The organism is Methyloglobulus morosus KoM1, assembly GCF_000496735.2.
GTDB classification, from domain to species: domain Bacteria; phylum Pseudomonadota; class Gammaproteobacteria; order Methylococcales; family Methylomonadaceae; genus Methyloglobulus; species Methyloglobulus morosus.
In genome coordinates this window covers 21,627-48,448 of record NZ_AYLO01000082.1, presented here as the reverse complement: position 1 = coordinate 48,448, position 26,822 = coordinate 21,627, and the positions used below count along the sequence as shown (strand labels likewise).

The 26,822-nt window shown below is 46.8% G+C and carries 23 protein-coding genes and 1 riboswitch; of the genes, 13 read left to right on the top strand and 10 right to left on the bottom strand.

What is annotated here, in order from left to right:
- From MGMO_RS10735 to MGMO_RS10720, 4 genes are all read right to left on the bottom strand, one after another.
- Nucleotides 1-200, bottom strand: a 200-nt coding sequence (locus MGMO_RS10735; protein ID WP_036307563.1) for a BrnT family toxin, incomplete at its 3' end; no start/stop codon positions are given.
- 334 nt (nt 201-534) lie between these two features.
- Nucleotides 535-1,188 (bottom strand): hypothetical protein, encoded by a 654-nt coding sequence (locus tag MGMO_RS10730; protein WP_023495077.1) that lies wholly within the window; start codon nt 1,186-1,188, stop codon nt 535-537.
- The gene (locus MGMO_RS10725; RefSeq protein ID WP_023495076.1) at nt 1,185-2,816 is read right to left on the bottom strand and encodes a carboxypeptidase regulatory-like domain-containing protein; all 1,632 of its coding nucleotides are present in this window, start codon (nt 2,814-2,816) and stop codon (nt 1,185-1,187) included. The genes MGMO_RS10730 and MGMO_RS10725 overlap by 4 nt, the downstream gene beginning before the upstream one ends.
- A 112-nt stretch (nt 2,817-2,928) precedes the next feature.
- Nucleotides 2,929-3,396: a PH domain-containing protein gene (locus MGMO_RS10720; RefSeq protein ID WP_023495075.1), complete on the bottom strand. Its 468-nt coding sequence runs from the start codon at nt 3,394-3,396 to the stop codon at nt 2,929-2,931.
- A 383-nt stretch (nt 3,397-3,779) separates the two neighbouring features.
- A riboswitch (cyclic di-GMP riboswitch) is annotated at nt 3,780-3,857 on the bottom strand.
- A gap of 733 nt (nt 3,858-4,590) precedes the next feature.
- Here MGMO_RS10720 and MGMO_RS10715 point away from each other — a divergent pair.
- The 3 genes from MGMO_RS10715 to MGMO_RS10705 all read left to right on the top strand — a co-directional run bounded on the left by MGMO_RS10715 (nt 4,591) and on the right by MGMO_RS10705 (nt 7,706).
- Nucleotides 4,591-5,016 (top strand): FKBP-type peptidyl-prolyl cis-trans isomerase, encoded by a 426-nt coding sequence (locus MGMO_RS10715; RefSeq protein WP_200922729.1) that lies wholly within the window; start codon nt 4,591-4,593, stop codon nt 5,014-5,016.
- A gap of 73 nt (nt 5,017-5,089) precedes the next feature.
- Nucleotides 5,090-7,447, top strand: coding sequence for a bifunctional 23S rRNA (guanine(2069)-N(7))-methyltransferase RlmK/23S rRNA (guanine(2445)-N(2))-methyltransferase RlmL (gene rlmKL / locus MGMO_RS10710; RefSeq protein ID WP_023495071.1), 2,358 nt, complete (start codon nt 5,090-5,092; stop codon nt 7,445-7,447).
- Entirely contained in the window at nt 7,431-7,706 is a 276-nt protein-coding gene (locus MGMO_RS10705; RefSeq protein ID WP_023495070.1) for an acylphosphatase, read from the top strand. The genes rlmKL and MGMO_RS10705 overlap by 17 nt, the downstream gene beginning before the upstream one ends.
- 76 nt (nt 7,707-7,782) lie before the next feature.
- On the opposite strand, the gene MGMO_RS10700 is transcribed toward MGMO_RS10705, so the two are convergent.
- Both MGMO_RS10700 and MGMO_RS10695 read right to left on the bottom strand, forming a co-directional pair.
- Nucleotides 7,783-9,099: a dicarboxylate/amino acid:cation symporter gene (locus tag MGMO_RS10700; RefSeq protein WP_023495069.1), complete on the bottom strand. Its 1,317-nt coding sequence runs from the start codon at nt 9,097-9,099 to the stop codon at nt 7,783-7,785.
- A complete protein-coding gene (locus MGMO_RS10695; protein WP_023495068.1) occupies nt 9,100-10,374 on the bottom strand; it encodes a dicarboxylate/amino acid:cation symporter in 1,275 nt (424 codons plus the stop codon).
- A 452-nt stretch (nt 10,375-10,826) separates the two neighbouring features.
- Here MGMO_RS10695 and MGMO_RS10690 point away from each other — a divergent pair, with 452 nt between their 5' ends.
- On the top strand, nt 10,827-12,455 hold the full coding sequence (locus MGMO_RS10690) for a lyase family protein (protein WP_023495067.1): 1,629 nt from the start codon (nt 10,827-10,829) through the stop codon (nt 12,453-12,455).
- Nucleotides 12,456-12,608: 153 nt separating this feature from the next.
- A complete protein-coding gene (locus MGMO_RS10685; protein ID WP_023495066.1) occupies nt 12,609-13,373 on the top strand; it encodes a TIGR02391 family protein in 765 nt (254 codons plus the stop codon).
- On the opposite strand, the gene MGMO_RS10680 is transcribed toward MGMO_RS10685, so the two are convergent.
- A complete protein-coding gene (locus MGMO_RS10680; protein ID WP_023495065.1) occupies nt 13,354-13,812 on the bottom strand; it encodes an EVE domain-containing protein in 459 nt (152 codons plus the stop codon). The genes MGMO_RS10685 and MGMO_RS10680 overlap by 20 nt on opposite strands.
- A gap of 355 nt (nt 13,813-14,167) precedes the next feature.
- Nucleotides 14,168-15,151: a heme-binding protein gene (locus MGMO_RS10675; RefSeq protein WP_023495064.1), complete on the bottom strand. Its 984-nt coding sequence runs from the start codon at nt 15,149-15,151 to the stop codon at nt 14,168-14,170.
- Nucleotides 15,152-15,629: 478 nt separating this feature from the next.
- Here MGMO_RS10675 and MGMO_RS10670 point away from each other — a divergent pair, with 478 nt between their 5' ends.
- Nucleotides 15,630-16,097, top strand: a complete 468-nt coding sequence (locus MGMO_RS10670; RefSeq protein WP_023495063.1) for a hypothetical protein — start codon at nt 15,630-15,632, stop codon at nt 16,095-16,097.
- 2 nt (nt 16,098-16,099) lie between these two features.
- Here the strand turns inward: MGMO_RS10670 and MGMO_RS10665 are convergent, their stop codons facing one another.
- A complete protein-coding gene (locus MGMO_RS10665) occupies nt 16,100-17,152 on the bottom strand; it encodes an asparaginase (protein WP_023495062.1) in 1,053 nt (350 codons plus the stop codon).
- Between the two features lie 59 nt (nt 17,153-17,211).
- On the opposite strand from MGMO_RS10665, the gene MGMO_RS10660 reads away from it, so the two are divergent.
- The 3 genes from MGMO_RS10660 to MGMO_RS10650 all read left to right on the top strand — a co-directional run bounded on the left by MGMO_RS10660 (nt 17,212) and on the right by MGMO_RS10650 (nt 20,150).
- Nucleotides 17,212-17,706, top strand: coding sequence for a dihydrofolate reductase (locus tag MGMO_RS10660; protein WP_023495061.1), 495 nt, complete (start codon nt 17,212-17,214; stop codon nt 17,704-17,706).
- 213 nt (nt 17,707-17,919) lie between these two features.
- A complete protein-coding gene (locus MGMO_RS10655; protein WP_023495060.1) occupies nt 17,920-19,440 on the top strand; it encodes an ArnT family glycosyltransferase in 1,521 nt (506 codons plus the stop codon).
- Nucleotides 19,437-20,150 (top strand): phosphatase PAP2 family protein, encoded by a 714-nt coding sequence (locus MGMO_RS10650; RefSeq protein WP_023495059.1) that lies wholly within the window; start codon nt 19,437-19,439, stop codon nt 20,148-20,150. The genes MGMO_RS10655 and MGMO_RS10650 overlap by 4 nt, the downstream gene beginning before the upstream one ends.
- Nucleotides 20,151-20,225: 75 nt before the next feature.
- On the opposite strand, the gene MGMO_RS10645 is transcribed toward MGMO_RS10650, so the two are convergent.
- Complete coding sequence (locus MGMO_RS10645; protein WP_023495058.1) at nt 20,226-21,008, bottom strand: outer membrane beta-barrel protein; 783 nt, start codon at nt 21,006-21,008, stop codon at nt 20,226-20,228.
- Nucleotides 21,009-22,112: 1,104 nt separating this feature from the next.
- On the opposite strand from MGMO_RS10645, the gene MGMO_RS10640 reads away from it, so the two are divergent.
- The 4 genes from MGMO_RS10640 (at nt 22,113) to MGMO_RS10625 (ending at nt 26,759) form a co-directional block, all read left to right on the top strand.
- The gene (locus MGMO_RS10640) at nt 22,113-22,688 is read left to right on the top strand and encodes an ANTAR domain-containing response regulator (RefSeq protein WP_023495056.1); all 576 of its coding nucleotides are present in this window, start codon (nt 22,113-22,115) and stop codon (nt 22,686-22,688) included.
- Nucleotides 22,689-22,705: 17 nt separating this feature from the next.
- Nucleotides 22,706-23,626, top strand: coding sequence for a GAF domain-containing protein (locus MGMO_RS10635; RefSeq protein ID WP_023495055.1), 921 nt, complete (start codon nt 22,706-22,708; stop codon nt 23,624-23,626).
- A 487-nt stretch (nt 23,627-24,113) separates the two neighbouring features.
- Entirely contained in the window at nt 24,114-25,517 is a 1,404-nt protein-coding gene (locus tag MGMO_RS10630; protein WP_023495054.1) for a CmpA/NrtA family ABC transporter substrate-binding protein, read from the top strand.
- Between the two features lie 225 nt (nt 25,518-25,742).
- The gene (locus MGMO_RS10625; RefSeq protein ID WP_023495053.1) at nt 25,743-26,759 is read left to right on the top strand and encodes an ABC transporter permease; all 1,017 of its coding nucleotides are present in this window, start codon (nt 25,743-25,745) and stop codon (nt 26,757-26,759) included.
- The last annotated feature ends 63 nt before the right edge of the window (nt 26,760-26,822 follow it).

The following is a 26,822-nucleotide window of genomic DNA, read 5'->3' as shown; positions in this document are numbered from 1 at the left end:
CGTTCCATATAAGAAACGAATAATAATCTCCCTTGAGCCGATTTACCCAGCAGGATAAAACAGTGTTCTGCGAAGGAATGGTCTGGATCATAGAAATCCACATAGAATGGATCATCAAAAACTGTTTTCGCTTCTTCAAAAGAGACATCATGTTTTGACAAATTTGCTACTGCTTTGTTTTTATCCCAGTCGTATTCCATTGAAAACATCCTCAGCTCACAACGTAATATGCTATCTGTATTCCTTCCTTTTTGGCAACATATCCGCTCCGTTTATGACGGTTTGCTAGCGCGAAACCGTCTTACGGGTTGCTCACGCGAATCCACCTTACACACCGCACAATTTAACCGACATACGGACGTATGTTATGGAAAGCTAAACCGGAAACCCTAGCCTTTTGATGTCAACCCGTAAGATGCGCCAAATGTCGGATGTGCCGAGGAACGAGGCGCATCAATCGAGACAACACGAACGATGCGCTTCCCTTCGTTCAGCACATCCTATGGCCCTAACCGGCCTACCTTGATCTGAATATTATTCTTTACAAGTGATGCCTTGTTTTATTGCCTCGTTTTTGATCACGCTAGTCAGACGCTGTTTTGGAAAAAATAGCTCACCCCCTTGTACTCCTGGTGCCAACATAAGTATTTCTTCCATTGGCAACCCATCTCTGCAAAGTTCAACAGCTTCTGGTATCCAACGTTTCTGAGCGTCGGTAACATTTTTTTGGTTTTGGGCAATCTCTGGAGAATTTTCAATTATTGTAATTCCCATATCTGTTACCGCTCCGCCACCAGATGGATACTGCGCAGGAGTGGAAGGCCCTCCTTGGAAGAGTTTATAAATGTTTTCTAATAGTCCTGTTTTTAAAAAAGAATAGATTTTGTTTACGATTCCATTATCTGCATTTACCGCAGCGGCATGTTCTGACTGTGCCTTCGTTACCACAGCAGCGTGTTCGAATTGTGCCTTCGTTACCGCAGCGGCGTGTTCGGCTTGTGCCTTCGTTACCGCAGCGGCGTGTTCGGCTTGCGCCTTCGTTACCGCAGCGGCGTGTTCGGATTGTGCTTTCGTTACCGCAGCAGCCTGTTCTGACTGCCTTTGGTAGTCCAAAGATTGCACAGCCGTAGCTACACCAGGTAGTGAAATCAAGACGCATACGAGTAATACCAGCAGTTTAATCTTCATTTTGTTACTTCATATTTGATTAACTGAATATCCTGTTTGGATTCAACCCCTTCGGAATTTTTTGAAGAAGTTAACGACCTGACGCTTCTGCGTACTTCCGGCACATACCACGACGTGTCTGTACCTGTAGTTTTTTGTCCGGTGGTTCGGTCAAGAAGTTCAGTCTGAATCGTGACTTTAACGCCACGGAATGTTCCCGCAGGGACGGTAACGGTTTCCCAGTCTCCAACAGTAGCGGATAGCGTATGTTCCCTTGTTGCACTGGTCTTTGTGTTGGTCTCTATACTTGTTTGCTGCCACGTTTTCCCTGGAGTAAGAGGGAATTCGTAGTATTTAAGCGGTGGCGAGTAATTTAAACCGCTTCCCTCAGCGTTTCGAGTCGCGACTACATTCCATTCCGGGGTAAATTCAAGTTGTCGCACAGCGGCACTTTTACTGGCGAGGTTTCTTGATTCGAGTACCACTTTCTCAGAGCTTGCCAAGACTACTTTTCGTTCTGTCGTGTTATTAGGTGTTCCGCTGTCCAAGTTAATCGATACCAGCGTATAAGTATCTCCCTGCTTATGTATCGGAACTGCCGGTGCTTGAGTCGTCTGTTGGTCTTTGGTTTGGACTTTTACTTCTTGCTGTGGAACTTGAGACGTTTCGCGAGTAACTGCGGGTTGAGCGATAGCTTGCGATGGAGAGGTCGGTTCAGGAACTTGGGGAGCGGGTGCCTGAGATACGGCCGGTTGAGACGCGGGGATTTGCGCAGGCTCAGTCCGTTCTTGTTGAGAAATCGGCTGCGGTGGAACGGGAGCCTCAGATGACTTCTGTTCGTCGTTGGTCTGAGCGCCCGCCGCAAAATAGAAGCATGGTTTGTCTGGGGTTAGAATCCATCTACCGTCCGAGAAAATCGCTTGGTTGACTGCCACCCACGCGTATCTACCGTTGCGGTCGGTCGTAATGGTTCGGATCTGCAATTGCTCCTGACCAACTGTTGCCGTTTTCTCTTTCAGGAAGCCGCTGTACTTGTCTTCATTCTTACCAAAATAGTCTGCGCGTGCAAACTGCAGCGCGACTCCACTTTCAGTCTCGTCGTCCCTGCGCAGCTTCACGGGTTCGATATGCGCTGAAACACGGTCTATGAACGTAAGCTCCCCCCACTTTGGAAAATCACTCTTTAAGCCGTTCTGTGCGTTCACAGAAAATGTCCAGAGCGTCTGTCCTTCCCATCCGCCTCCAATTTTTTGGGTAGAGACGGAAACCTTGCAGCCATCCGAGACCCTTTGCAGGCCGCTTTCAGATAATAAAAACATACCTTCTGTTTCTGGGATGGGATACAGCACAGCGGGTTGAAGCGGGAGTTTCGTCTTCTGCTGAATTGACAAAGGTATGTTTTGAGTTGTATAGCCAGTCTTGGAGATTTTTACGGTGAATTGCCCTGGTGCGTAATCCAAGATGAAACGGCCGTCGGCTTCGCTGGTAGCTGCAAATAGTGTCTGCTCAATTTGAATATTGGCGCCGGCAAGAGGTTTGCCAAAAGAGTCGGTGACTTGTCCTTCGATTTTCTTAGACTCGCAGCCTGCGAATAAGATGGAGACCGCCGCAATACTCAAGCTCAAAAAAATGGTAGCTGTTCGATTCATAAAACCCTCACTATCGTTCACTTAGTTGTAAACGGTGGGCAAAAAAGCTTGCCCACCCTACCAGGCTGAACAACAAAATCGGATTATAACCGCGCTCCGGTTGAGCGCCCTTTTAGGTTTGTTGACTCTGGTCAATTGTTTCCATTGCATTTTTACGAAAATCAAACGGCGAGTCTACGCCTTGAACACCTGTTCTTCCCCCTCCTGTCCCTCTAACTATGATAGTTCCATAATTAAACATCCTTCCAAAAATACTTTGATTAACAATAAAGCTTTCAACTTTGCTGTGATTAAGCTCAACCGAACGCCTACGAATAAATCCAGCTTTTGCAATTACCCGTTTAGAGGTTACTGCTAAGTCAGTAGAAATTTTTATTATAAAAGCCTTAAGCAGTAAAATAACAGCGTAAATTAGTAGCAATAAACCAATAGTAGCACCGCCTTCCCCTTGCTTATTTGCAGCAATCAGCAAGATTCCCAATGCAGCAAAAATGATACCTGGCAAAAAAATAAACCAATGGATATAGGCTTTGTAGATTATTTTTTCTCCTGACATCAAATTACTTTCAACGTAGCTCATGTTCTCTCCTTCTTTCACATTGTAAAAACAGGTTAAACTTAAAGCTCAGCGGGCTGAGCGTAAGGCGGATTGAATGGAGGGAGGATTAGCAGCGCAAACATCTGGTCTATCCGTTTTGTTTGTCCTTTGGGCGCTTCTAATCCGCCCTACCCGACTTCCCACATCTTTATGCGGAGTACGAGGTGTGTTGCAAAACACCACGAGAGTTATCAATCCTAACGCCCACACCGCAAAGTTCGCGTGAGTTCCCTTTTGCTGCGGATTAACGCTTGGGTTGTGCGTCTTGGCATTGTTCATAGTCTTCACTCCCAGTGCTGCGGCGAGTAAGAACCTGCACGCAATAAAAAAGCCGAGCTGCCTTACGCAACATTCACGATGTCGCCCTCGGCAGTCCGGCTTTCCATCATTCTGGATCCGCGACTTTCTGTACCTACCTTCCGATAGGCTTAGCTTTTTTTGTTATTCTTCACGCTAACTTTTATTCTTAAACCAGTCTTAGGGCTATTAGATGCATATATTTAAAAAATGTCAAATTTATTATAGTTGGCTATGCCTTCCAGCCTACGACAGTGATTTTAGTCTTCGTGGCTAGGCGTTTAAAAAGCAGGTAAGTCTTGAAACAAGGTCGGGTTTCAATTGTTGCTTATTAAGTTTAGGAAGCTCTGAATAAGTCCTTCGACAGGCTCAGGACGAACGGTAACGTGTTGATTCCGTTCGTGGTGAGCTTGTCGAACCATGAGCGGAATCAACTTGTTCAGAGTTTCCTTTAGTTGTATCAGTCGGCTACGGGATGCCATAGTGAACGCCTACTGTTGGCCGGTCCTATTTTTTCAGCTTATCGACCAAAGCAGTCTATCACAAAGTCAAAATTGCTTTTGTATGTACCGTTATGATAGCTGGTTGATGAAATTATTGAATGTCGGGCTCTAAGAAAACCAGGGTATAGTTTTGATCGTCGGTTACGGGGTCGAAAGCTGTATTCCAACCTTGTTTTGCACATAGCCGATTATTTTTGTGGTGAGCCTATCGAACCATGATCGAAATCAACTTGCCTTGGGTTCTTAAATAATCCCTTTTTTAACAAGCATAGACGTTTATAATGTGACTTTTCATTTTTAACGCGAGGTCAATAAAGTGCAAAAAATTCATACCCAATTTCTTTCTGTCCTTTTTATCATTGCTATAGGATTTACCATGTTATCGTTCGCTAATGCGGGTACACCCGATGAAAACAAGGCCGCTGGTGAAAAATTTCTGGCTGAAAATGCCAAAAAACCCAATATCAAAACCACAGCAAGCGGCTTGCAATACGAAGTGCTGACTCCAGGTACCGGCAAAACCAATCCTACCGCAACCGATAATGTCACCGTGCATTACAAAGGCACATCCATTGATGGCAAGGAGTTCGACAGTTCCTACAGCCGTGGCGAACCCACCTCCTTCCCATTGAATGGCGTTATTCCCGGCTGGACAGAAGGCGTACAACTAATGACCGAAGGTGCGAAATACAAATTTTATATCCCTTCCGCGTTAGCTTATGGCGAAAATGGTGCTGGCGGCGCAATCGGCCCTAATGAGGCGTTGATTTTTGAAGTTGAGTTAATCAAAATCAATAAATAATAGTAGAAAAAACCACCTGCCTTTTTACGGCTATTGTTAAAGCCTTGCCTAGCAAGGCTTTTTCATTTGAACCATGCCAAACTACCCGCTCTTCGCCACCACCCCTAAAGCAATGGAAGATATCCTCGCGGATGAGCTACGTTCGCTAGGTGCAGAAAAAGTTAAATCGACCATTGCCGGTGCATTCTTTGAGGGTGATTTAGCCACCGCTTACCGAGTTTGTTTGTGGTCTAGGATTGCAAATAGGGTTTTGCTGCAACTCAGTACATTCAGGGTCACAAGCCAGGATGACTTGTATCAAGGCGTGCAAAAAATCAATTGGTTTGAACATCTTGGGCCCGAAGGCAGCTTTGCGGTGACCTTCAATGCGAAAAAATCGCAGGCCATTAACAATACCCATTTCGGCGCATTAAAGGTCAAGGATGCTGTCGTTGACCAGATGCGGGCAAAATTTCACTTACGCCCGAATATCGACACGGAACAGCCCGACATCCGCATCAATGTCAACTTAAACGGTGAAACGGCTGTGCTCAGCTTGGATTTGTCGGGCGAAAGCCTGCACCGTCGTGGTTACCGTGATACCACCATCAAGGCTCCCATAAAAGAAAACCTGGCGGCAGCGTTGTTGATACGCAGTCGTTGGTCAGACATCGCCAAACAAGGTGGCACGTTGATCGACCCCATGTGCGGATCCGGCACCTTATTGGTGGAAGGCGCGATGATTGCCGCCGATTATGCCCCCGGCTTGCTGCGGGATTATTACGGCTTCATCGGATGGAAAAAACATGATGCAACTAGTTGGAAATCGTTGCTGTCTGAAGCCTTACAGCGCAAAACGACAGGCTTAAAGCAATTGCCAATGATAGTTGGTTTTGATAAGGACCGCCGTAACATCAACGCCGCCCATACACATATTGCAACTGCGGGTTTAGAGGGCAAAATCCATCTTGAATGCCGTGAAATTGCGGATGCCGCGCCAGCCTTAAGTTGGAAAACTGGGTTGTTGATTTGCAATCCGCCTTATGGCGAACGCCTGGGTGATGAGCAGGAAACCGCTGAGTTATACAAAAAATTTGGCGATACCTTGAAAGCGCACTTTAACCATTGGCAAGCGGCGATGATTACGAGCAATCCCGAATTGGGTTTCCGTTTGGGCATACGTTCGCAAAAACCTGTCAGTTTTTATAACGGTGCATTGGAATGTAAATTATTGCGGATGACGGTTGAAGATACGGCTTTTTTTGTGCCTAAAGCCAAATCTGCGGATGAACGTATGGCCCAAATTAACGATGCCATCATTGCCAACCAAGGTGAGATTGCAACAGATACGAAAGTTAGCGGAGTGCTTGAACCAAAGCCAGAAAATGCCGCTTATTATAAGGCGATAACTGAGGCGCGTAAGCTTGAGGCTGCAAACCTCGACGACAAGGTTGACGATAAGGTGAGTGACCTGGGTGTGGCGAGCTTTGTAAACCGCCTGCAAAAAAACTTGAAAAAACTTGCATCCTGGAAAAACAAAAATAACCTGAGTTGTTACCGTATTTATGATGCCGACCTGCCCGAATATGCCGTGGCGATTGACCTCTATCACGTCAACAAAAATGGGGGCAAAGAAACCTGGGTCAATGTCCAGGAATACGATCCCCCCAAAAGTATTGATCCGTTCAAGGCCAACCAACGCTTGGCCGAACTGCTGGCAGAAATCCCCCAAATATTGGGCGTTCTGCCCAACCATGTATTCCTAAAAATACGCCGCAAGCAGAAAAGCACAGATCAATACCAAAAATTGGCCGACAAAAGAAATTTTCATGTCATCGAAGAACATGGTTGTCAGTTACAGGTCAATTTTGAAGATTACCTGGACACGGGCTTATTTTTGGATCACCGACCCATCCGGCTGATGATCCAGCAACAAGCCAAAGGCAAGCGCTTTCTCAACCTCTTTGCCTACACGGGCAGCGCGACAGTCCATGCCGCAGTCGGTGGGGCCAAAGCCACGACCACGGTCGATATGTCCAACACTTATCTCGATTGGGCAAAGGCCAATCTGGCACTTAACAATACCAGCGGCAAGCACGAATTCATCCAAGCCGATTGCCTGGAGTGGCTGGAAACTGAAGCGAGACATGCTTATCCTAGGCGATATGACTTGATTTTTCTGGATCCGCCGACCTTTTCAAATTCCAAGCGGATGGCCGACGTTTTCGACATACAAAAAGATCATGCATCGTTAATCCAGCAAGCGGCTACCTTGCTTGAATCCCAAGGCGTACTTTATTTTTCCACCAATTTTCGGCGTTTTGTCTTAGATAGAGGTGCATTGACTGGGCTTACAATTGAGGATATAACCGCCAAAACAATACCGGAAGACTTTATCCGCAACCCAAGAATCCATTATTGCTGGAGGATTCAGCATGAACCGCACCGTTAACATCCAAATTTCTGGGCGAGTGCAAGGCGTTTATTTTCGCCGCTTCACTAAAAACAAAGCCCAAGACTTAGGCGTAAAAGGGACGGTCAGAAATAGGGAAGATGGACGTGTAGAAATTGTCGCCCAAGCCGAAGTCGGCATCTTGGAACCTTTTATCCAATGGTGCCACAAAGGCCCGATTACGGCGCGGGTCGATCAAGTGGAAATCACCGAAGTGGAATCGAATGAAAACGTATTCAGCTCGTTTGAAATCCTATAATGGGCAGTAGCCTTGCTTCATAAATGTAAAAAAGGTTTTTCAGTTAACTTTAGAATGCTCCCATAGTTCTGCAGCTTTAATCCGTTGCTTTAGCATTAAGTTCGGCATTCATTTGCTGTTGGTCCAGTTCATTTTCCCATTTCGCGGCGACTATCGTAGCCACCCCATTTCCGATCAAGTTGGTCAAGGCACGGGCTTCTGACATAAAGCGGTCAATGCCGAGTATCAGCGCAAGACCGGCGACGGGAATGGTCGGTACAGTAGAAAGCGTGGCGGCAAGTGTGATAAAGCCGCTGCCTGTGACACCCGCTGCGCCTTTGGAGGTCAACAACAAAACCCCAAGCAGCGTTAATTCTTGCGTCAGTGACAAAGGCGTATTGGTCGCTTGGGCGACAAAGATAGCCGCCATCGCCAGATAAATAGACGTGCCATCAAGGTTGAACGAGTAGCCAGTTGGGATAACCAACCCAACCACCGACTTAGAGCAGCCCAAAAGTTCCAGCTTGGTCATGATGCGTGGAAGCACGGATTCAGACGATGAAGTCCCTAGCACAATTAGCAATTCATCCTTGATGTAGGCAATAAAACGCAAGATGCTAAATCCGGTTAACCGCGCTATCAAACCTAGTACGCCAAAAATAAACAGGCCGCAAGTCAGGTAAAAACTGCCCATCAGGGCTGCAAGCGGCGCAAGTGAGGTAATGCCGTATTTGCCTATCGTAAACGCCATCGCTCCGAAAGCCCCAATGGGGGCGAGCTTCATGATTGTCTCCACGATCCCGAACAGGGCGTGTGAAACTTTGCCGATAAAATTCGTCACTTCCGCCCCTTTGTCTTTCATGGCGGCTAGGGAAAAGCCGAATAGCAGCGAAAACAGCAATACCTGCAATATGTCACCCTTGGCAAATGCATCGATCACGGTGGTTGGGATGACATTCAGCAGGAACTCGACCACCGATTGTGTTTTTGCCGCATCCGTATAAGCCGTAAGGCCTTGGGTGTCGAGCGTACTTGCATCCACATTCATGCCTACGCCCGGTCGGATACTATGCACAACCAACAGGCCGATAAGCAGTGCCAGCGTACTCACCACTTCAAAATAAATCAGGGCTTTAACACCGACACGCCCAACTTTATCCAAAGCTTGCATCCCGGCAATTCCTGTCACTACGGTGCAGAAAATAATGGGCGCAATCATCATTTTGATGAGCTTAATGAAGCCGTCGCCCAGGGGTTTCATGTTAACGGCCAACTCTGGGCAGAAATGGCCGAGCAAAATCCCAAGGCTAATGGCGGTCAGGACTTGGATGTAGAGATGTTGGTGGAGTTTTTTATTGGGTTTATGTTTTTGGTCGCCCATCAAATTAGTCATCTGCTCTGAAGGGATACTCATCTACCGCAACGCCTTTTCCCATCGGCTAATGACTGCCGATGCCATGCTGTTGCCAAATACGTTGGTTGCGCTACGTCCCATATCCAGGATTTGGTCGATGCCGAGCAACAACAATAACCCGGCCTCGGGGATGTTGAACATCGACAAGGTGGCGGAGATCACAATCAGCGATGCCCGTGGCACACCCGCCACGCCTTTACTGGTGAACAGCAACACCAACAGCATTAAAAGCTGGTCGGGAAGCGGCATGTGGATTCCATAAGCCTGGGCGATAAACAGGACGGCAAAGGTCATGTACATCATGCTGCCGTCGAGGTTGAACGAATAACCCAAGGGTAACACCAAGCCGCAGACTTTTTCATCGCAGCCGAAACGTTCCAGTTGCTGTAATAGTTTTGGATATGCACTTTCGCTGCTGGCCGTGCCGAAAGCCAACAGCATCGGTTCGCGGATATGGCTGATAAGCGAGAAAAGTTTGCGCCCTAAAATCAGGAAGGCCACACAGCCCAACAAGGTGCATAGCAATAGCAATCCAAAATAGAATTCCCCGATAAATTTGCCGTAAGTCAATAACACCCCTATGCCTTGCTGCGCGATTACGGATGCCATGGCAGAGAATACCGCCACGGGGGCATAATGCATGACGTAACTGGTGACTTTCAGCATGATATGCGTCAGTGAATCCAGCAGTTTGACCATCGGTTGCGCCAGCTCGCCCAGCGAGGCGCAGGCCACGCCAAAGAACACCGAGAACACCACGATTTGTAAAATCTCGTTGGTTGCCATCGCTTCCACCACGCTTTTCGGGAAGATATGGGCGGCAAATGTGCTAAGTGTCGGTTTAACGTCCGGCAGTCCGGTCTCAGCACCGACGGTCGGCAAAGGAATATGGAGAGAAGCCCCCGGTTCCAGCACATTCACCAACAACATGCCCAACAACAGGCTCATGAGCGATGCGGAAAAAAACCACAACAACGCCTTGATGCCGATACGGCCAACGGTGTTTATGTCGCCCATCTTGGCCATGCCCACGACCAGGGTGGATATGACCAAGGGCGCGATAATCATCTTGACCAGGCGCAGGAAAATATCCGTCAGTACGGTAAACACCGTGATAATTTGCTTAAGTTCTGGGCTAGGCTTACCGTCCCCTGTATCACCGAGCGACAAATTAAGCAATTCGCCCACAATGACGCCTAATATAAGCCCGATTACGACATACAAGGTTTGGCGGTTGGGTTTGTGGCTGTGGTCGTGTGTTGTATGAGTGGTCATTGAATAAATACCTTATTGGTCGGTTCAGGCAACTTTAACAGAGACGCTGCGGTTAATACAATTGCTGCCTAGATGCTCGAATGGGTTGGGAGTTGCCAAAAGGAACCCTTGCCTCGTTGTGAAACATGGATAGCCGGATTAAGTTTTCAGTTTACCGATGACGATGTATTAGATTTATCGTAATCATTCTTTGGATTGATCGAGTTATCTTACAACAAATTGAGTTGAAAAGAGATTTTCGTTTTGCTGGATGCTATTACCCCATAGGTTAGGGCAAAGTGTTGTGCAAAATAAACCTGCTAAACATGTCGGGACAATCGATAATTCGCCTCAAAATCGCTAGAGTTTATGGGTAAAATAATTTAACAGGCAAATCGCGCCGTGCTTGCCACCGGTTAGGCTGGTAAAATGATGCCTTTGGGATTATCTTGGCAAACCATCGACTATCATCAATGAAATACCTATTGCTGGGGACATCCGGTTGCCATTTGTGCGATCTGGCGGAGGAATTGTTGCATGAATGCCTTGTTGTCGAAACCGGCATTACCGTTGAGCTGATCGACATTGCGGAACAAACCCGATGGCAAGCAGGTTATGCTGACTTAATCCCAGTGCTATTACACAATCGCACTAACAAATCCCTTAACTGGCCGTTTACCAAAACTCAAGTTTTAACCTTTATTGAACACACAATGACTGAACCCTATCGAATCGAAAAAGACAGCATGGGCGAGCTGAAAGTCCCTGCCGATGCCTTGTACGCCGCGCAAACGCAACGCGCCATTGATAATTTCCCGATCAGCGGCCTTGCCATGCCGCCCGCTTTTATCAAGACGGTCGCGCTTATCAAAAAAACCGCTGCCAAGGTCAATATGGCATTAGGCGAAATGAATGCCGACACGGGTAACGCCATTATTAAATCGGCCCAAACGATAATAGATGGGCAGTATTACGACCAATTTCCGATAGACGTGTTCCAGACAGGCTCCGGCACCAGCACCAATATGAATGTCAATGAGGTCATTGCCACGTTGGCCTCCCGTTCATCTGGGATTGTGATTAGTGCCAACGATGATGTCAATAGGGGACAAAGCAGTAATGACGTGATTCCTACCGCCATCCACGTCAGTGCCGCGATTGAATGCCAAAGCGCTTTACTGCCTGCTTTAAACCACCTTTTGGAAGCGATAGAAATAAAGGCGCGTTCGTTAGATCATGTGACCAAAACCGGAAGGACGCACCTGATGGATGCCATGCCCATACGCTTGGATCAGGAACTGGGCGCTTGGGCGTTGCAAATCAGGAATGGTATAGACCGAATTCAAGCGACCTTGCCCAGGGTGCATAAGCTCGCCCAGGGGGGTACGGCGGTGGGTACGGGCATCAACGCGCATCCTGAATTTGCCGAACGGTTTGCGGTGTTGTTGTCGGAAGAAACAAAGCTGCCTTTCCAACCCAACGCTTCATTTTTTGAAAGCCTAAGCTGTCAAGATGCCATCGTGGAATTGTCGTCGCAACTGAAAGTCATCGCCGTCAGCCTAATGAAAATCGCCAACGACTTGCGCTGGATGAACAGCGGTCCGCTGGCAGGATTGGGCGAGATCGAGCTGCCCGCCTTACAGCCCGGCAGCAGCATCATGCCAGGGAAGGTCAATCCGGTTATACCCGAAGCCGTAGCGATGGTCGCCGCGCAAGTCATCGGCAACGACGCCACTATCACCATTGCCGGGCAATCCGGTAGTTTCCAATTGAATGTGATGCTGCCCGTGATCGCCTATAATATCCTGCAAAGCATTGAACTCATCGCCAACGTCAGCAAGTTGCTGGCGGACAAGGCCATTGCGGGCTTTACGGTGCGCGAAGATAACCTTCAAAAAGCATTGGCCCTTAACCCGATCCTGGTGACTGCACTCAACCCTATCATCGGCTATGCCAAAGCCGCCGAAATCGCCAAAGCCGCATATAAACAAGGCCGTCCGATTATTGATGTGGCGGCTGAGATGACTGATCTGGGTCGGGATGAACTACAAAAGCTTTTGGAACCAGGGCATTTGACACAAGGGGGAATTGGAAATTCGTAATTTCCGCTAGTTCGATATAGGATTAATCTATTGAAATTTAATATTATTGATCCGGCCTTATAATGTTTGAAACCGTTCGTGTTGAGCCCGTGGAAAGGCGAACGGAAACGAGGGCTATACTAGGCCGAATCATTAGGACGACGAATACCATTTATGCCTACACTTTATGATCTGCAACCTGACGCTGCTTCGATCCTTGCTCTCGAACCCGAAGAGTTGGCTGGGCTAGCGCTGGAGCTTATTAATGCATCTGAGCCTAACGCCCAATCGCGGCTACATCCAACCAGTTTCTCCGATTCGGGGACAATAGGGCCTTTTGCACAGGCCGACAGGGAACAAATTCGCTTTGCGATGGCTGAAGGTTGGAACTGGTTAGTCAACGAAGGGATGCTGGCCCCAACCCCAGGCGGTACTAATGGCTGGCATTTTGTGACCCGACGCGGAAAGAAAATCAAGAACCGTGACGAGCTTGCTGCTTACGTCAATTCAATCCTTTTGCCCCGCTCTATGTTGCATCCGACAATCGCTAAGATCTGTTGGCCTACCTTTATGCGTGGCGATTACGCCACCGCCGTTTTTCAAGCCTTCAAGGAACTGGAAGTCGCCATTCGTGGTGTGGGAAATTTTAAAGTTGATGAATACGGTGTTGATCTAGTCCGCAAGGCGTTCGACGAATCAACGGGTTCGCTCACAGACCAATCAATACCTGCCGCTGAACGTATTGCGCTTTCTGACTTGATGGCTGGCGCTATTAGCTCTTACAAGAACCCGCACAGCCATAAAAAAGTCCAGTTAGGCGCAGAAGAAGCCTGCGAAATGATTATTCTAGCTAGTCACCTGCTCAAGATTGTTGAAGCGCGACAAGCCAGTTCTATTGAGCCGCCTGCCGTTAACGATCTTATTCCAGAGCCAGAATAAAATCCCACTGCTGCTTGCTGACGGGCATGATGGACAAACGGTTGCCCCGCCTTAGCAATGCCCAATCGGAAAGCTCCGGTTTTTGTTTGAGTTCGGTTAGCGTGATGGTACGGGTTAACGTCCTGACGTATTTGACATCCACCATCATCCAGGTCGGTTTGTCAGGATCGCTTTTGGGGTCGAAGTGGATGTCGTCGGGATCAAAAGCCAGAAAATCGGGATAACCTTCCCTTGCCACTTCCATAATCCCTACGATTCCAGGTTCGGCACAGTTGGAATGATAAAAGAATACTAAATCGCCCAGTTTCATTTCATCCCGCATCATGTTCCGCGCCTGATAATTACGGACACCATCCCAATGCTCAGTTTGGTTAGGGCGGTTTTTTAAATCATTAATGCCGAATGCCTCGGGTTCGGATTTCATTAACCAGTAATTCATGTTTCTCCCCGTATTTTTATTCTCATCGTTACTGCATGGTAGCTGAGTAACGCGCTCCCTGGCAATAAGTAAGAGAGACATCAATGGCAAATTCTTTTGTTTCAGGATAGCGGCTATTTTTGTGCTGATTATCGCACTATTAATTCCACGTTCGTCCTTATCGGATATTCTCAATGAGCCGCTTGGTCGAGGACAGCAAGACTATAGCGGCATCAAGCAATAGAGGTCTAGGGAGTAGGTTTTGGTTTGAGTTGTCGGGATGCCTTATGAAGGGATCATGGCAACGATGGGACACGGCGTACCTAAGGTAAGGCGTGTCCCATACGCTGGTTAGAACCCTCTAGGATTCTGGTGTTTAGCTAACATCTTTCTCCAATGTATTGATGCTGATATGAGGCCATCGGATGAGGCCAGGCAATCCGTCCCTGCGCGGGAAGAAATCAAGCATCACTATCTGCAAATATTGCAGGCGGAGTTTCGGGTTGCCATGGCTGTCTTTATCCGCCAGTTCCTGAATCCAGAATGTGGATTTCATAGACGCAGCGTTGGCTTGTTTCACGACGAATGGGATGTTGACTATGCCGCCCGTCGCGTTATTGGTATCTACCGTAAGCGTTGTGGTCTTAACGATATTCACGCCCTGGTTGGCAAGGTCTAGCAAGTTTTGCGGGTTCGTGGGGTCGAACCCTGGGAATCCTGGGGCGGCCACATTCCCCTTGAACGGATTATCGTGGAATTTCTTGTACGGGGCCAAGTAGGGATTGGCATTTAGGTCTTGGCTGACGCCTTCCGGTAAGCCATTGACTTTGGGGATTACCGATGCGCCTTGGGACTTGGCGCTCTTGCCCAAGGCCAGCACCGAGTCGCCGTGCGGAATGGTGGCAAGCCGTGCGATATCCAGCCCGTCAGTAACCTCATTGGTCATGAATAACCACAAGCCGGGTTCATGATGGATAGCCAGATTTGCTGGCCCCGCCTTCCCGCTGACTGGGAAATCTTCAGCCGCAACTTGTGCTATCGTCTGCTCATAATCCAATGCCACAAGAAACTGATCATCTTCGATGGTAACGCCACTCCTATGAATGCCACGGTTAGGGATCGCCTTATCCACAAGGTTGAATTTGAGTTCTTCGTTATACTGGTTTAACAGTAACCGAAAGTTCGCTGGGCTCCCGGGTTCAGTTGCAAACGGCAACGCGATCATGTTCCAGCCGCGACCCTCGCTTTTCCACACACCAGGCAGTCGTTTTAACGGGCCCATTGCCGCATCACCCCTTTTTGCGGGATAAAGCTTACGCCCTTCACTTTTAAGTTCGTCGAGTTGTTCTTTATCTAACATCACATAACTCCTATAAATTATTGCTGCTTATGCTGCAAAAACAGGTACGGATATTTCCATACCACGAGATTAGTGGAGCATAAAAACAAGGAATTATCAACTTTCCGGTTTTATGACCCACGAAAATACAGTGTTGAGTTGGCTGTATGACTACTGTCGATAATCCTGTGCATTTCAGGAAATCGCGGCATGCAAACAATTAACCCAGCTTATTTAAAAACTATCAAAAGAAGGGCCTTTCAATCGGCATTCTAGCCCGTCAATAAAATCAATGGGATTGCCACGACTCATCTTGCCGCCATTGATTTTCAATGCACATCCACTTTAAGTTAATTTGAAATTTATGGTAGTGAACCATTGCACTCAAAAAATGTGAAAATATTCACAGCTTAGGCAAGTTTAAATTTCTTGGTTTTTATCTTTGTATCGGCCTAAACGTATATAATTTTGGCGACAAAACTTTGCGAGCGTAAATTCATTGAAAATCGAGAATAGCGAACTGTCCCCCCATTGGTTTGTTGTGGGCATCATGCTACTGGCACTGATGGTTTACTTGTTCATCTGCCATCAATTCGGGCATGCATTGCAAGACCCGTTGCCGGAGGATCGGCGCATTTTCATCAGGAGCGTATTTTATGCGATAGCGATTGTGGTTTTCCCCATCACTAACTTGATTCGGCATATCCAACTCAGGCTAAACCAAACGATACCGGGCAACAAATCGGCAAAAAGTCGTTATCTGCTGACTGTTGTCGTTTCGATGATGTTGGTTGAGGGCGTTGGGGTTCTGGGTTTTGTAATGTTTATGTTGGGCGACGATTTCAATACCCTCTACATATTCACGGGACTTGCGGTTTTAGGCTTGTATTTGTACAGGCCAAAGTTTGCGGAATATGCCCAAATCGTTGACGCCTTATCGGATGAGGATGAGAAATTTCGGCAATAGCTTTAAATATGCTCAAACGCGATGTTCCCATGAAGAAAATTATTTATCTTTCCGGGTTCGGTAAAATTGCCGTAAGCCAGCATCAGCTTGACATAAGCGGCTTCAATCGACATATCCCAAACGGTTTCTGCGCCTTGTCCAATCAATTCTCGGGTACTTTGGTAAGCATTTTCTGATTGAATGGCTGGGGCGAGATAAACAGGAATTTTATTGTCGCGACAGCGAGTTATAAACGCAAGGAGCGAGTGTTTCTCGCCCCATCGTCCTGTGCTGCAAGCGGTGCCGGAATGATACAAATCGTGCAGGACCGCATCGACAGCAGTCAAGTTAAAATGGCTGTAATCCAGCCCAGGATAAGGCTTTACCATCAGGATACGGCTGGAAAACGTGGGCATAAGTAAGTTGAAATCACTTGCAGCGGTATTGCGGCAATCTTGTTCTGTTGATTTGCAAGAGTCGATCAAAGCGGTATCAACGGGCGTGAAATGCTGTCCGTCAAACAGCATAAGACTTTTGCCCTGGACGCTGTAAAAATCCCCGCTCAATTGCAAAGAACACGTCAAGCGTGAGCCGAGATGGATTTGCATGGCTTGCCCTGCATTGCGATAAGGCACGAAAACGCCTACGGCTAAGTGTTGCTTGATAAACTCAACCGCGCAGATAAAATTTGCCAAGCCGTTAGCTTTGGGGTTATCTAATGGGTAATCGCTGGAGACCAATAACACGGGTAAGGCCAAGGCACCAAAATAAAAGCTCAGTGCCGCTGCCGTATACGCCAAGGTGTCTGTGCCGTGGGTGACGATAATGCCATCATATTTATCGGGTTGTGCGGATTCGATAGCCTCTATGATAATTTTCCAGGCAGCAGGTGCAAGATTTTCGCTTAAGATTTGGATGGGCTGCAAGGTTTCAAATTGGATGGTTGCGGCATCGCCGTACTGGTCTTGAAAAAGGTGCAACAATTTGTACGGCGCATTGTCGGAGGGCCTGATCGTGCCGTTAGCCGCTGCCGAGCCGATTGTGCCGCCAGTAAACACAAGTAGAATCTTTTTCATAGTATGATGCGATGATATTCAATGTACGACAAGCATAGCAAAGCCGCCTAACCATTCAAATGAAAATATCGCTCATCGTCGCCATGTCCAGCAACCACACCATCGGCCTTGGGGGGCAAATGCCTTGGCATTTGTCCGCCGACCTTAAGCGCTTCAAACAAATTACGATGGGATATCCGATTATTATGGGCAGGCTTACCTTTGAGTCTATCATGCGCCCTTTGCCTGGGCGCACCAACATAATCGTCAGCAGAAATCCTGCTTACAAAGCGGAAGGCTGCATTGTGGTTGACAGTGTGGAAACCGCTGTCAGTCGCGCTTGCCAATTGGCCGATGAAGCGTTTGTGATTGGAGGGGCTGCGCTGTACGAATCGACATTACCCTTTGCCGATACCTTGTATATCACGCGGATTAACCAGGTTTTTGACGGTGATACGTTTTTCCCCAATTTTGACTGCAAAAACTGGGCTGAAGTTGAACGTGAAGATGTGCTGGATGACGCTGCCGTCAGTTTTACTTACCGTTTTTTGAAATTACAAAAAACGCTTAGATAACTATGGGTGTCCTTGCCCAACCCTGGATTTCGACTTATGGTGTTGGGGTAACCTATTTTAGAAACCTCCTGACGACACCTTATATTTATACCAAAAGATTGAGGTTTAACCTGCTTGTATATTCCTATCGGGCATTTATATTGCCGATCTTTTTATTTGGAATGGCGCATTTAGCGTTATCATAATTCGTATTGTTATTGTGGCTGCTTTCTGATGCTAGAAAATCTTTTAAACTTCATCAATCGTTATTTCGTGCCGGTGTTGACCGGCATTTTTGTATTGCGGGTAGGCTATCTTTTTTGCAATGGCCTGGATTTAATCGGCGATGAAAGTTATTACTGGGATTGGTCGCGCAGGCCGGACTGGTGTTATTACAGTAAGCCGCCGATGGTGGCGTGGCTGATCGCCCTATCTACCGGCTTGGGCGGAGATTATACCGCCGTGGTGCGAATGCCGACGGTTGTCCTGGGTACTATTTTTCTGGCCTACCTCTATGCGACGGCCAAAGCATTTTATTCGCCTAAAGCAGGGGCATTGGCGGTCGCATTAATATTGGCGATGCCGTTCAATATCCTGGCCAACTTCGTCATGACGATCGATCCACCGCTTTATTGCTTCTGGATGATGAGCCTTTACTATTTACGCAGGGCGTTATTCGACCACCAAAAAAGTGCCTGGTTTTGGGCTGGTGTGTCAACGGGGGGCGCACTGCTCAGCAAGCAGGTTGCGTTGCTGATACCGTTGATGCTGGTTTGTTACCTGTTGCTAGACCGACAACGGCATCCTTTATTCAAGCGCGAGTTTTTATGGTATTTGCTCCCAGTGGTTGTGAGCTCGCTGCCTATCATATGGTGGAATCAGCAACATGACTGGGTCATGTTCGGTCATAGTAAAGGGCATTTCGGCATTAAAGAAGCGCTTACGTTCACAGCTTGGATAGGGCAAGCGGGTTCATTCCTGTTATACCAATTGTTGCTGGTTTCACCTGTGCTTTTCGTTATAATTTTGGCCATGTCTTTAAAGGCAAGCTCTCGGCTTACCCGCTTAAGCCCTGAAGAACAGTTTTTGATACTGATGGGCCCTGTGTTATTGCTGGGTATCCTGTTGTTGGGTCTAGTGCAGAAAGTGCAGGGCAACTGGTCCATGCCTTTTTATTTTAGTGCGCTGATTTTGTTAAGCGGTCAATTCTTGTCCGGCGCATGGGAGAAATCGCTTAAAATAGGCATCGCACTGGGCTACCTAATGGTATCGCTAACCTACGCGCTGCCCATGCTGATATCGGCTTTTAACCTGCATAATACGCTGATTGACCCAACTGCCCGGTTCAGGCACTGGCAGGAAGTGTCAGAATCCATTGGGTCGGCACGTAGAGAAATACTGCCCAATACCGAGGGTACGCTGGTGGTTGCCCTGGGACACCGCTTTTTGGCAGGCCAATTGGCTTTTTATCTGCCCGACCACCCTGACGTGTACCGTTACGAAGAGAGCGGCCAGGTAGCTTCGCAATATGAGGTTTGGGGCGGGCCTAAAGACGCTGTCGGAAAAACGGCTTTCATTGTCGGTGAACAAAAAGAAACGGAAGTGCCTTCTGCCTTAAAATCTGCATTCCAGCGTTTTCATGAAGTGGGCACAATTGCCAACCCCATGAACATTAAGAGCCGTTACCACTTGTACTTGGGGGAATCGCTAAGGTCATGGCCGGAACTGGCAAAAATAACTAAGGGAGAAGAATGATTTTCGCTAAACTGGGACGACGTTGGAATGAACTGCTCATCCTGTTGTTATTAATCTGCGTTACTACCCCGGTATTCTGGTTGAGCGATCTCGACCAACGGGTCGCTGAGTTATTTTATCGGCCAAGTAATGGCGCTAATGTCTGGCCTTTGCAGCATGGCTGGCTCTGGGACAATTTATTTCGTTATGCGACGGTCTTTACCGTCACCATCGCGATGGGCGCATTGCTTGCCGCGGTTTCCGGCTATGTATTTCCAAAATTAATGCCGTTGCAACGGCCTTCAATCTATATCGTTTTAGTCATTGCGTTGGGTCCAGGATTGGTCATCAACCTAGTCTTTAAGGATCACTGGGCGCGACCAAGGCCTTTGCACACCAGCGAATTTGGTGGTCAGTATACTTACGTCCCACCGTTGAAAATAGGCAATACGCCTGACAAATCATTTCCTTGCGGACATTGCTCGGTTGGCTTCATGTTTTTTATGCTGTATTTTTTGTCGCGCAAGCGCAAGGCATTTTATTTCACCTTAACGATTTTGTTTGCGATGGTGATGGCTTTGACGCGGATGATGGCGGGCGGTCATTTCCTTTCGGATATTTTATGGTCCGGTTACTTGGTGTTTTTTGTGGCGTGGCTTGTTTACTACGGTTGGTATGAGCGCGAGGATTATCGTAATCGAGAGGCTCGCTACAACGACAACGCTAGATGACAAGCCTCTGTTTCTGTCCTTAAAAATACAACGGCTTACGCACAAATCAATATTCGTGCGTAAGTTGAAATCAGCTTAAAGGTCGAAGTGCGCTGCCAGACCGAAAATCAATTGATGGTTGACTGTTTCGGTGTTGATGGTGCCGCCACCTTTCAAATCGTCTTCCACATCAGCGTAAGTCAGCTTGTATTCGGCAAACCCAGAGATAAAACTATAAATGTCGTAGTTAACCCCTAACATGCCATTGACGACAGGGCCTGCCCCTGCTTGATATTCGTACGTCCTTACGCCTTTTACGACCGCTTCTACGTGCGGGACACTAAACCCTGCCCCTAAGCCGGAGTAGAGTTGCATACGCCCCAGTAAGGTTTGATCACGTTGCCCCGCAGGAAACCAGCGATATTGGCCATTGAACGTAATGGTGTTCAAACCGTGGGACATATTGAAACTTTCAAGATTCGTGCTATTTATAGGGACATTGCCGTTAAATGGGATACCGTTTTGGACACCATTGACCGCGACAGTCCCACTGTCAACGACATAATTCTTAAGATGGCTGTAATCAACGGAAACTCCCCAGTTTGGGGCATCATTAAACCAATAACCAATTCGTGCGCCATAAAAAATAGGGGACTCGAACGATTTGTCATCCCAGCTGACATTTTTGTAATTCAGGTTGGTGTTTCCTTGCGTCAAGTTTAAATCACCATTGTCGACAAATGATTGTCCAGCAAACACCCCAAGGGTCACTTCAGCAGTTACTGGGGGTGTCAACAAAAGCCCGGCTATAAAAAGTAGCGCAAGCAGTTTCAGCTTGTTGGGCCGGCTCTGGGCAGGGTTCACTTTTTGTTGTTTCATTGTGGAGTTACCTTAATTTTAATTATGATAAAAAATAACAATCAAGATGGACCTGGCCAGGTCTTAAAGTGGATTGTTGGGATACCTAATCACTCATGTAGCCAAATCTTGGCGTTAATCAGCGTTACATGGATCATGTAAGTGCAACACAAGCCTAAAGAATAGCAAATATGGTGCAATTTTGTAAAGAAACCTTAAATCAAGGGATTCCCGCAATCGGATGGATGCTTAAAAAATTTGCCAAATTGGTGCGTTCTAATTATCCGCCGCACATAATCAATGCAACGGCATCACGAGTTTAAATTTTCTATCTTAACCAAAAGCGTCGTTTAGTCCATTGTAAATAAAGACTAAAATATAAATGTTGTTAGGATTTTATTAAATTGGCGCGTTGTATGCATGGTCAATAATAAACGGATTATGAGTGAGCGTTAAATTTAAGTTTGACCCTGCCTCGCAACCTTATTTGTAATCCCCAATAAACTAACTTTGAGGTTAACATGATTCAAACCCGTAAAGCCGTAATGAGAAATACCGTTTCGGAAGTATACGTAATCGCAGGATTAATCGCATTGATGATTGCTTTCAATGGACAGGTCGCAAGTTGCCTGAATGATGTTTTGGGTATGTCTTTTGAAAATTACTAAAGTTCCAGTGTTGTGCCAGTTGTAACCCTCCTCGTGTAGATTGGATGTCGATTTAGTGCAAGGATGCACTTTTTTTGGAAGGGGTGATACTGAAGAATGAATAGGTTATGGCCTGAATGCTTATCGTTCAGCTTCGAAAGGTAAAGTGTTTTTATTTGATAAGGAGAAAATTACCAGGATTTGATACAGTTTTTGCTTTACCATTAATACCTTCCTCGTGTAATGAAAACGGATTTCAATTGATGCAAGGATGCATTTTTTAATGATAGTCAGTTTTTTCTATTAAAGGGTAGCTGTTCAGTAAGGCTTGTGGATCAATTTTTCATTTTGGTTGCTGCAACTTTAGCAGCCCTTTGGGATAATGCCTGAAATGAAAATTAGGACGACTATCATGAACGCAATAACCGTAACTACTCAATGATTGTCGCACCTATTCCAGCAAAATATTAGACATATTATGTTGAATGTCTTGTTAGTTGAATGCGAACCCGCTAGTGTCTCGCTAGAAAAAATGCCTGATCTCGACGTAATCGATTTGCTGGCAGTCCAGTATAGCCCTCTTTTTTTGTCGTTCGTTAAGGAATCCAAGCCTGACTTGGTTATATTGAATTCCGATAAGCCATGCGATAAGTTATTCGCCGATTTGCGGATGCTAGGCCAGCAATTTCCTTTGCCGATAATCATGTTCTCCAATGACGGGAGCAATGAGATCATTGATAAGGCCATCAAGTCCGAAGTCAGCGCTTTTGTCGTTAACGGTTTTCCCTTGACTAGCCAGCGTCTCAATAGTCTCATCCAAGTCGCTTTATCCCGATTTAAACAAACGCAAGTACTGAAAAATGACTTGGAAGAAGCCCGCACCCAACTTGAAGACAGGAAGCAGATAGACCGCGCCAAGGCTATCTTGATCAGGACCCAAAATTTTACCGAAGACAAGGCCTACCACACCCTCAGGAAATTGGCGATGGACAGGAATATCACCCTTGGCGAGATGTCCAGAAATGTCATTGCGATGGCTGAATTACTCAAATAACAATCACTCAATTTGCCATGAAGACGTTTATCAAAGTAATTGAAATATGGGTGCCCGACAAAGAGCGTACCCAGTTAGAATTTGGCTCCGGCCTATACGGCGCTCTCTCTGAATTTAAAAGCGCAAGCGAGCAACAACACTTTTCCTATGATGAGGGATTGCCCGGCAAAGCTTGGGCCAAAGGGCATCCCATTGTTTTGACACGATTTGAGCATTCCTATTTTAAACGTACTGTGGCGGCACAAAAAGCAGGTTTGACTTGTGGCATAGCGTTGCCGATTTTTTCCGGCGATTTCCTATTGGCCGTGGTGCTTTTTTTATGTGGCGATGATGAGCACCATGCTGGCGCGATCGAAGTCTGGTGCAATAACCAAGGAGAGGAAAATACCTTGCACGTCATGGATGGTTATTATGGGAAACTGGAAAATTTTGAAAACATCTCAAGGCTGGTATCCATGCCCAAAGGCAAGGGTATTCCCGGCCTAGCCTGGGAAACAGGCATGCCGGTACTAGTAGAAGATATCGGCAAGGCGGATGAATTTACCCGCGCCGCTGATGCACAAATAGCTAGCATTACCACAGGAATTGGCATACCTGTCGGCAACGAGGGCGCTCAAACCTATGTAATGACATTCCTGTCTGCGAAAGAAACGCCAATTGCAAAACGCATCCAAATTTGGGTGCCTGAAGGCAACCAAATGGTTTGTCGGCAAGGCCACAGCAAGGACAGCAATAATTTGGCGGAAATGTTTGAAACCCTTACTGTCAATAAAGGCACGGGGGCATTGGGTCGGGTCTGGTTGACTGGCATGCCGCTCATTACCGGAAATCTTGAAGATACCGAATACAACCCTGAACTCGATAACTTGAGCAGTATGTTGGCGATACCTGTCATCCAACAAGGCAAGTTAAAGGCGATAGTGACATTTTTGTTTTAACGTGGTGATGGCCTCTCATTAGAATTGCTCGTCAGCATTCTGGAAACACTGGCTGGCATATCTAATTGGCAAAGGAGTTTATGAAGCCAACATTTCTTTGCAAGCGGGCAAAATTTCCTGATTACGCATCACACTACGAATGAAAAGTGCTTTATTGGTGCAAATACGGCTGCGGCTGCACTTTTGTTGAGCAAAGTCATCGTTATGTTTGATGGCTAAATGAGCCTGTTAGCATGTAATATTTTCTTTTTCTATTTTTAACGCATTGTTATTGCTAATGTTAATAAATTAATGGCGGTATATGAAAAATATTGGCATAACTCCTGCTTTACTTAAATTAAGGTAGGCTCCAATGCTGGGGACTATTTTTCATAGCTCACAGCTGAGCAATCTGACAAAGGCGTCAACTAAACGGATGTGTTATCACTAACAATCCTGTTTATTGACGTTTTTTTTTGTTCAAAATTCTATACAGGACTTTTAACTTATGAATCACACTAGAAAACGCGCACTGACCAATTTGGCCAATGTATTCTCAGCTGCCGTGCTTGTTGTTTCAGCTTTAACCTTTGCATCTCATGCCAATGCGGCGGAGAAACTCGAAAAAGAAAGCTTAAAATTCGGTTTTATCAAGCTGACCGATATGGCACCGTTGGCGGTCGCTTTTGAAAAAGGCTTTTTCGACGAGGAAGGGCTTTCGGTGCAACTGGAAGCACAAGCCAACTGGAAAGTTTTACTGGATCGGGTGGTAAGCGGTGAACTCGATGGGGCGCACATGCTGGCTCCCTTGCCCTTAGGCACAGCCATAGGCTACGGCACCAAAGCGGATATAGTCAGCGCATTCACCCTGACCTTGAACGGCGATGCGATCACGGTTTCCAACGATGTCTGGAAGCAGATGAAACCGCAAATCCCGATGGCGGGCGGAAAGCCCACACACCCCATCAAGGCCGATACCTTAAAGCCGATATTGGAAAAATATAAGGCCGAAGGCAAGCCCTTCAATATGGCGATGACCTTTCCGGTCGGCACACACAATTTTAAGTTGCGTTACTGGTTGGCGGCGGGTGGTATTAATCCGGGCTTTTATGAACCTCCTCAAGATACATCGGGCCAGATTAATGCGGAAGCGATGCTGTCCGTAACACCCCCTCCACAAATGCCTGCGACGATGGATTCAGGAACGATAGTCGGTTACTGCGTGGGCGAACCTTGGAATCAACAAGCGGTGTTCAAAGGCATCGGCGTACCCGTCATCAGCGATTATGAACTGATGAAAAACAGTTCCGAAAAGATTTTTGGGGTGACTAAGGAATTTGCCGACAAATACCCTAAAACGCACGTTGCTGTCATTAAAGCCTTGATCCGCGCTTCCCTCTGGTTGGATGCCGAAGGCAACAAAAATCGCAATGAAGGCGTGGAAATGCTGTCGCAAAAAACTTACGTTGGCGCGGATTACGATGTCATCGCCAATAGCATGAACGGCACGTTTGAATACGAAAAAGGCGACAAGCGCGACTTGCCCGATTTCAACGTCTTTGCACGCCATAATGGCTTCTATCCTTATTACAGCGATGCGGTTTGGAATCTAACCCAAATGCGCCGCTGGGGTATGATTAACGAAGAAAAACCGGATTCTTGGTACATTGACATCGCTAAAAAAGTTTATCGTCCAGACGTGTTCATGATGGCAGCCAAGGCGTTGGTTGCAGAAGGTAAAGCCAAGGCCAGTGACTTTCCGGCTGAAGGCGAGAGCGGTTTCAAACCAACTTCCAGTGACTTTATAGATGGCATTGCTTTTGATGGCACTAAGCCCAATGACTACTTGACTAAATTTGCCATCGGCTTAAAAGGCAAGCAAAAAGTGACGGGCGGGAAAATTGTAGATTAGATGGTTGTAGTTAAACCTCAAACGGCTGAATCACTTAGCTGGCGAGGGAGTTGCAAGCTTGATTCCAGTGGAAGAAAGTAAGATAAGCGACAAACAAAGTTTTATGTTGTGTATGTGTTGTTCCTCATGCGGTATCGAACGGATTTTATGTTGGTGCAAGGATGCATTTTTTTTAAAAGGTAACAATACGACGAATTTTTCGGAATACAAATTAAGGTGACACTCATGAGCAACCGACTCATCAAATTTTTTAACCTCACCGGACTGACTTGGTTCGTTCCCTTGGTCAAAATAGCCGCTGGGGAAAATCCTACGCAACAAATCCGGCAGTTATTCCTGATAATGGGCGTACCTATTATAGCCATGTTGTTTTTCTTGAGTTTCTGGGGCTATTCGGCATCAAAGGTGAACACCTCGCTAGGTACAATACCTGGGCCGAGTGCGGTTTGGCATGAAGCGAAGGGGCTGATAGAGGAACATCGCGCCGAAAGAAAGAAGCAGGCCGAATTTTATGTGCGTCAGGAAGAACGCATACAAAAGGAAAAAACTGAGAATCCCGATGCCGAAATAAGGGTTCGCCCCTATAACGGCAGCGCTACTTATTTCGATAAAATCTGCACCAGTTTGTACACTGTGTTCACGGGTTTTATTTTAGCTACGCTGATAGCGGTGCCGCTGGGTTTGTTATGCGGCATGAGCCCGGTCATTAACACGGCTATCAATCCGTTGATCCAGATATTCAAGCCGGTTTCGCCTTTAGCTTGGTTGCCTATTGTTACCCTAGTAGTGAGTGCGGCCTATGTGGCTAATGATGACTCCTGGTTTGAAAAGTCATTCATTACCTCGGCAATTACCGTGACCTTATGTTCTTTGTGGCCGACTTTAATCAATACCGCCGTTGGGGTTTCTTCGATAGATAAGGACTTGGTGAATGTCGGTAAAGTGTTGCGCCTGAACTGGGGGACGCAAATCCAAAAAATCATTATCCCTTCTGCGATGCCTTTTATTTTTACGGGTATGCGCCTGTCGCTTGGTGTGGGTTGGATGGTATTGATTGCGGCGGAAATGCTGGCGCAAAACCCAGGGCTTGGTAAATTCGTTTGGGATGAATTCCAAAATGGCAGTTCCAATTCGTTAGGCCGCATTATGGTCGCAGTCCTGACGATAGGCATTATCGGATTTATTCTTGATCGTATTATGCAGACACTGCAAAAAATCTTTTCTTTTGGCAGAGAACTTTAGGAAGGGGAACGATGATGAATTTAGCGATAGATACAGTTGATCCCTCAAAAGGCCGTAAACCTT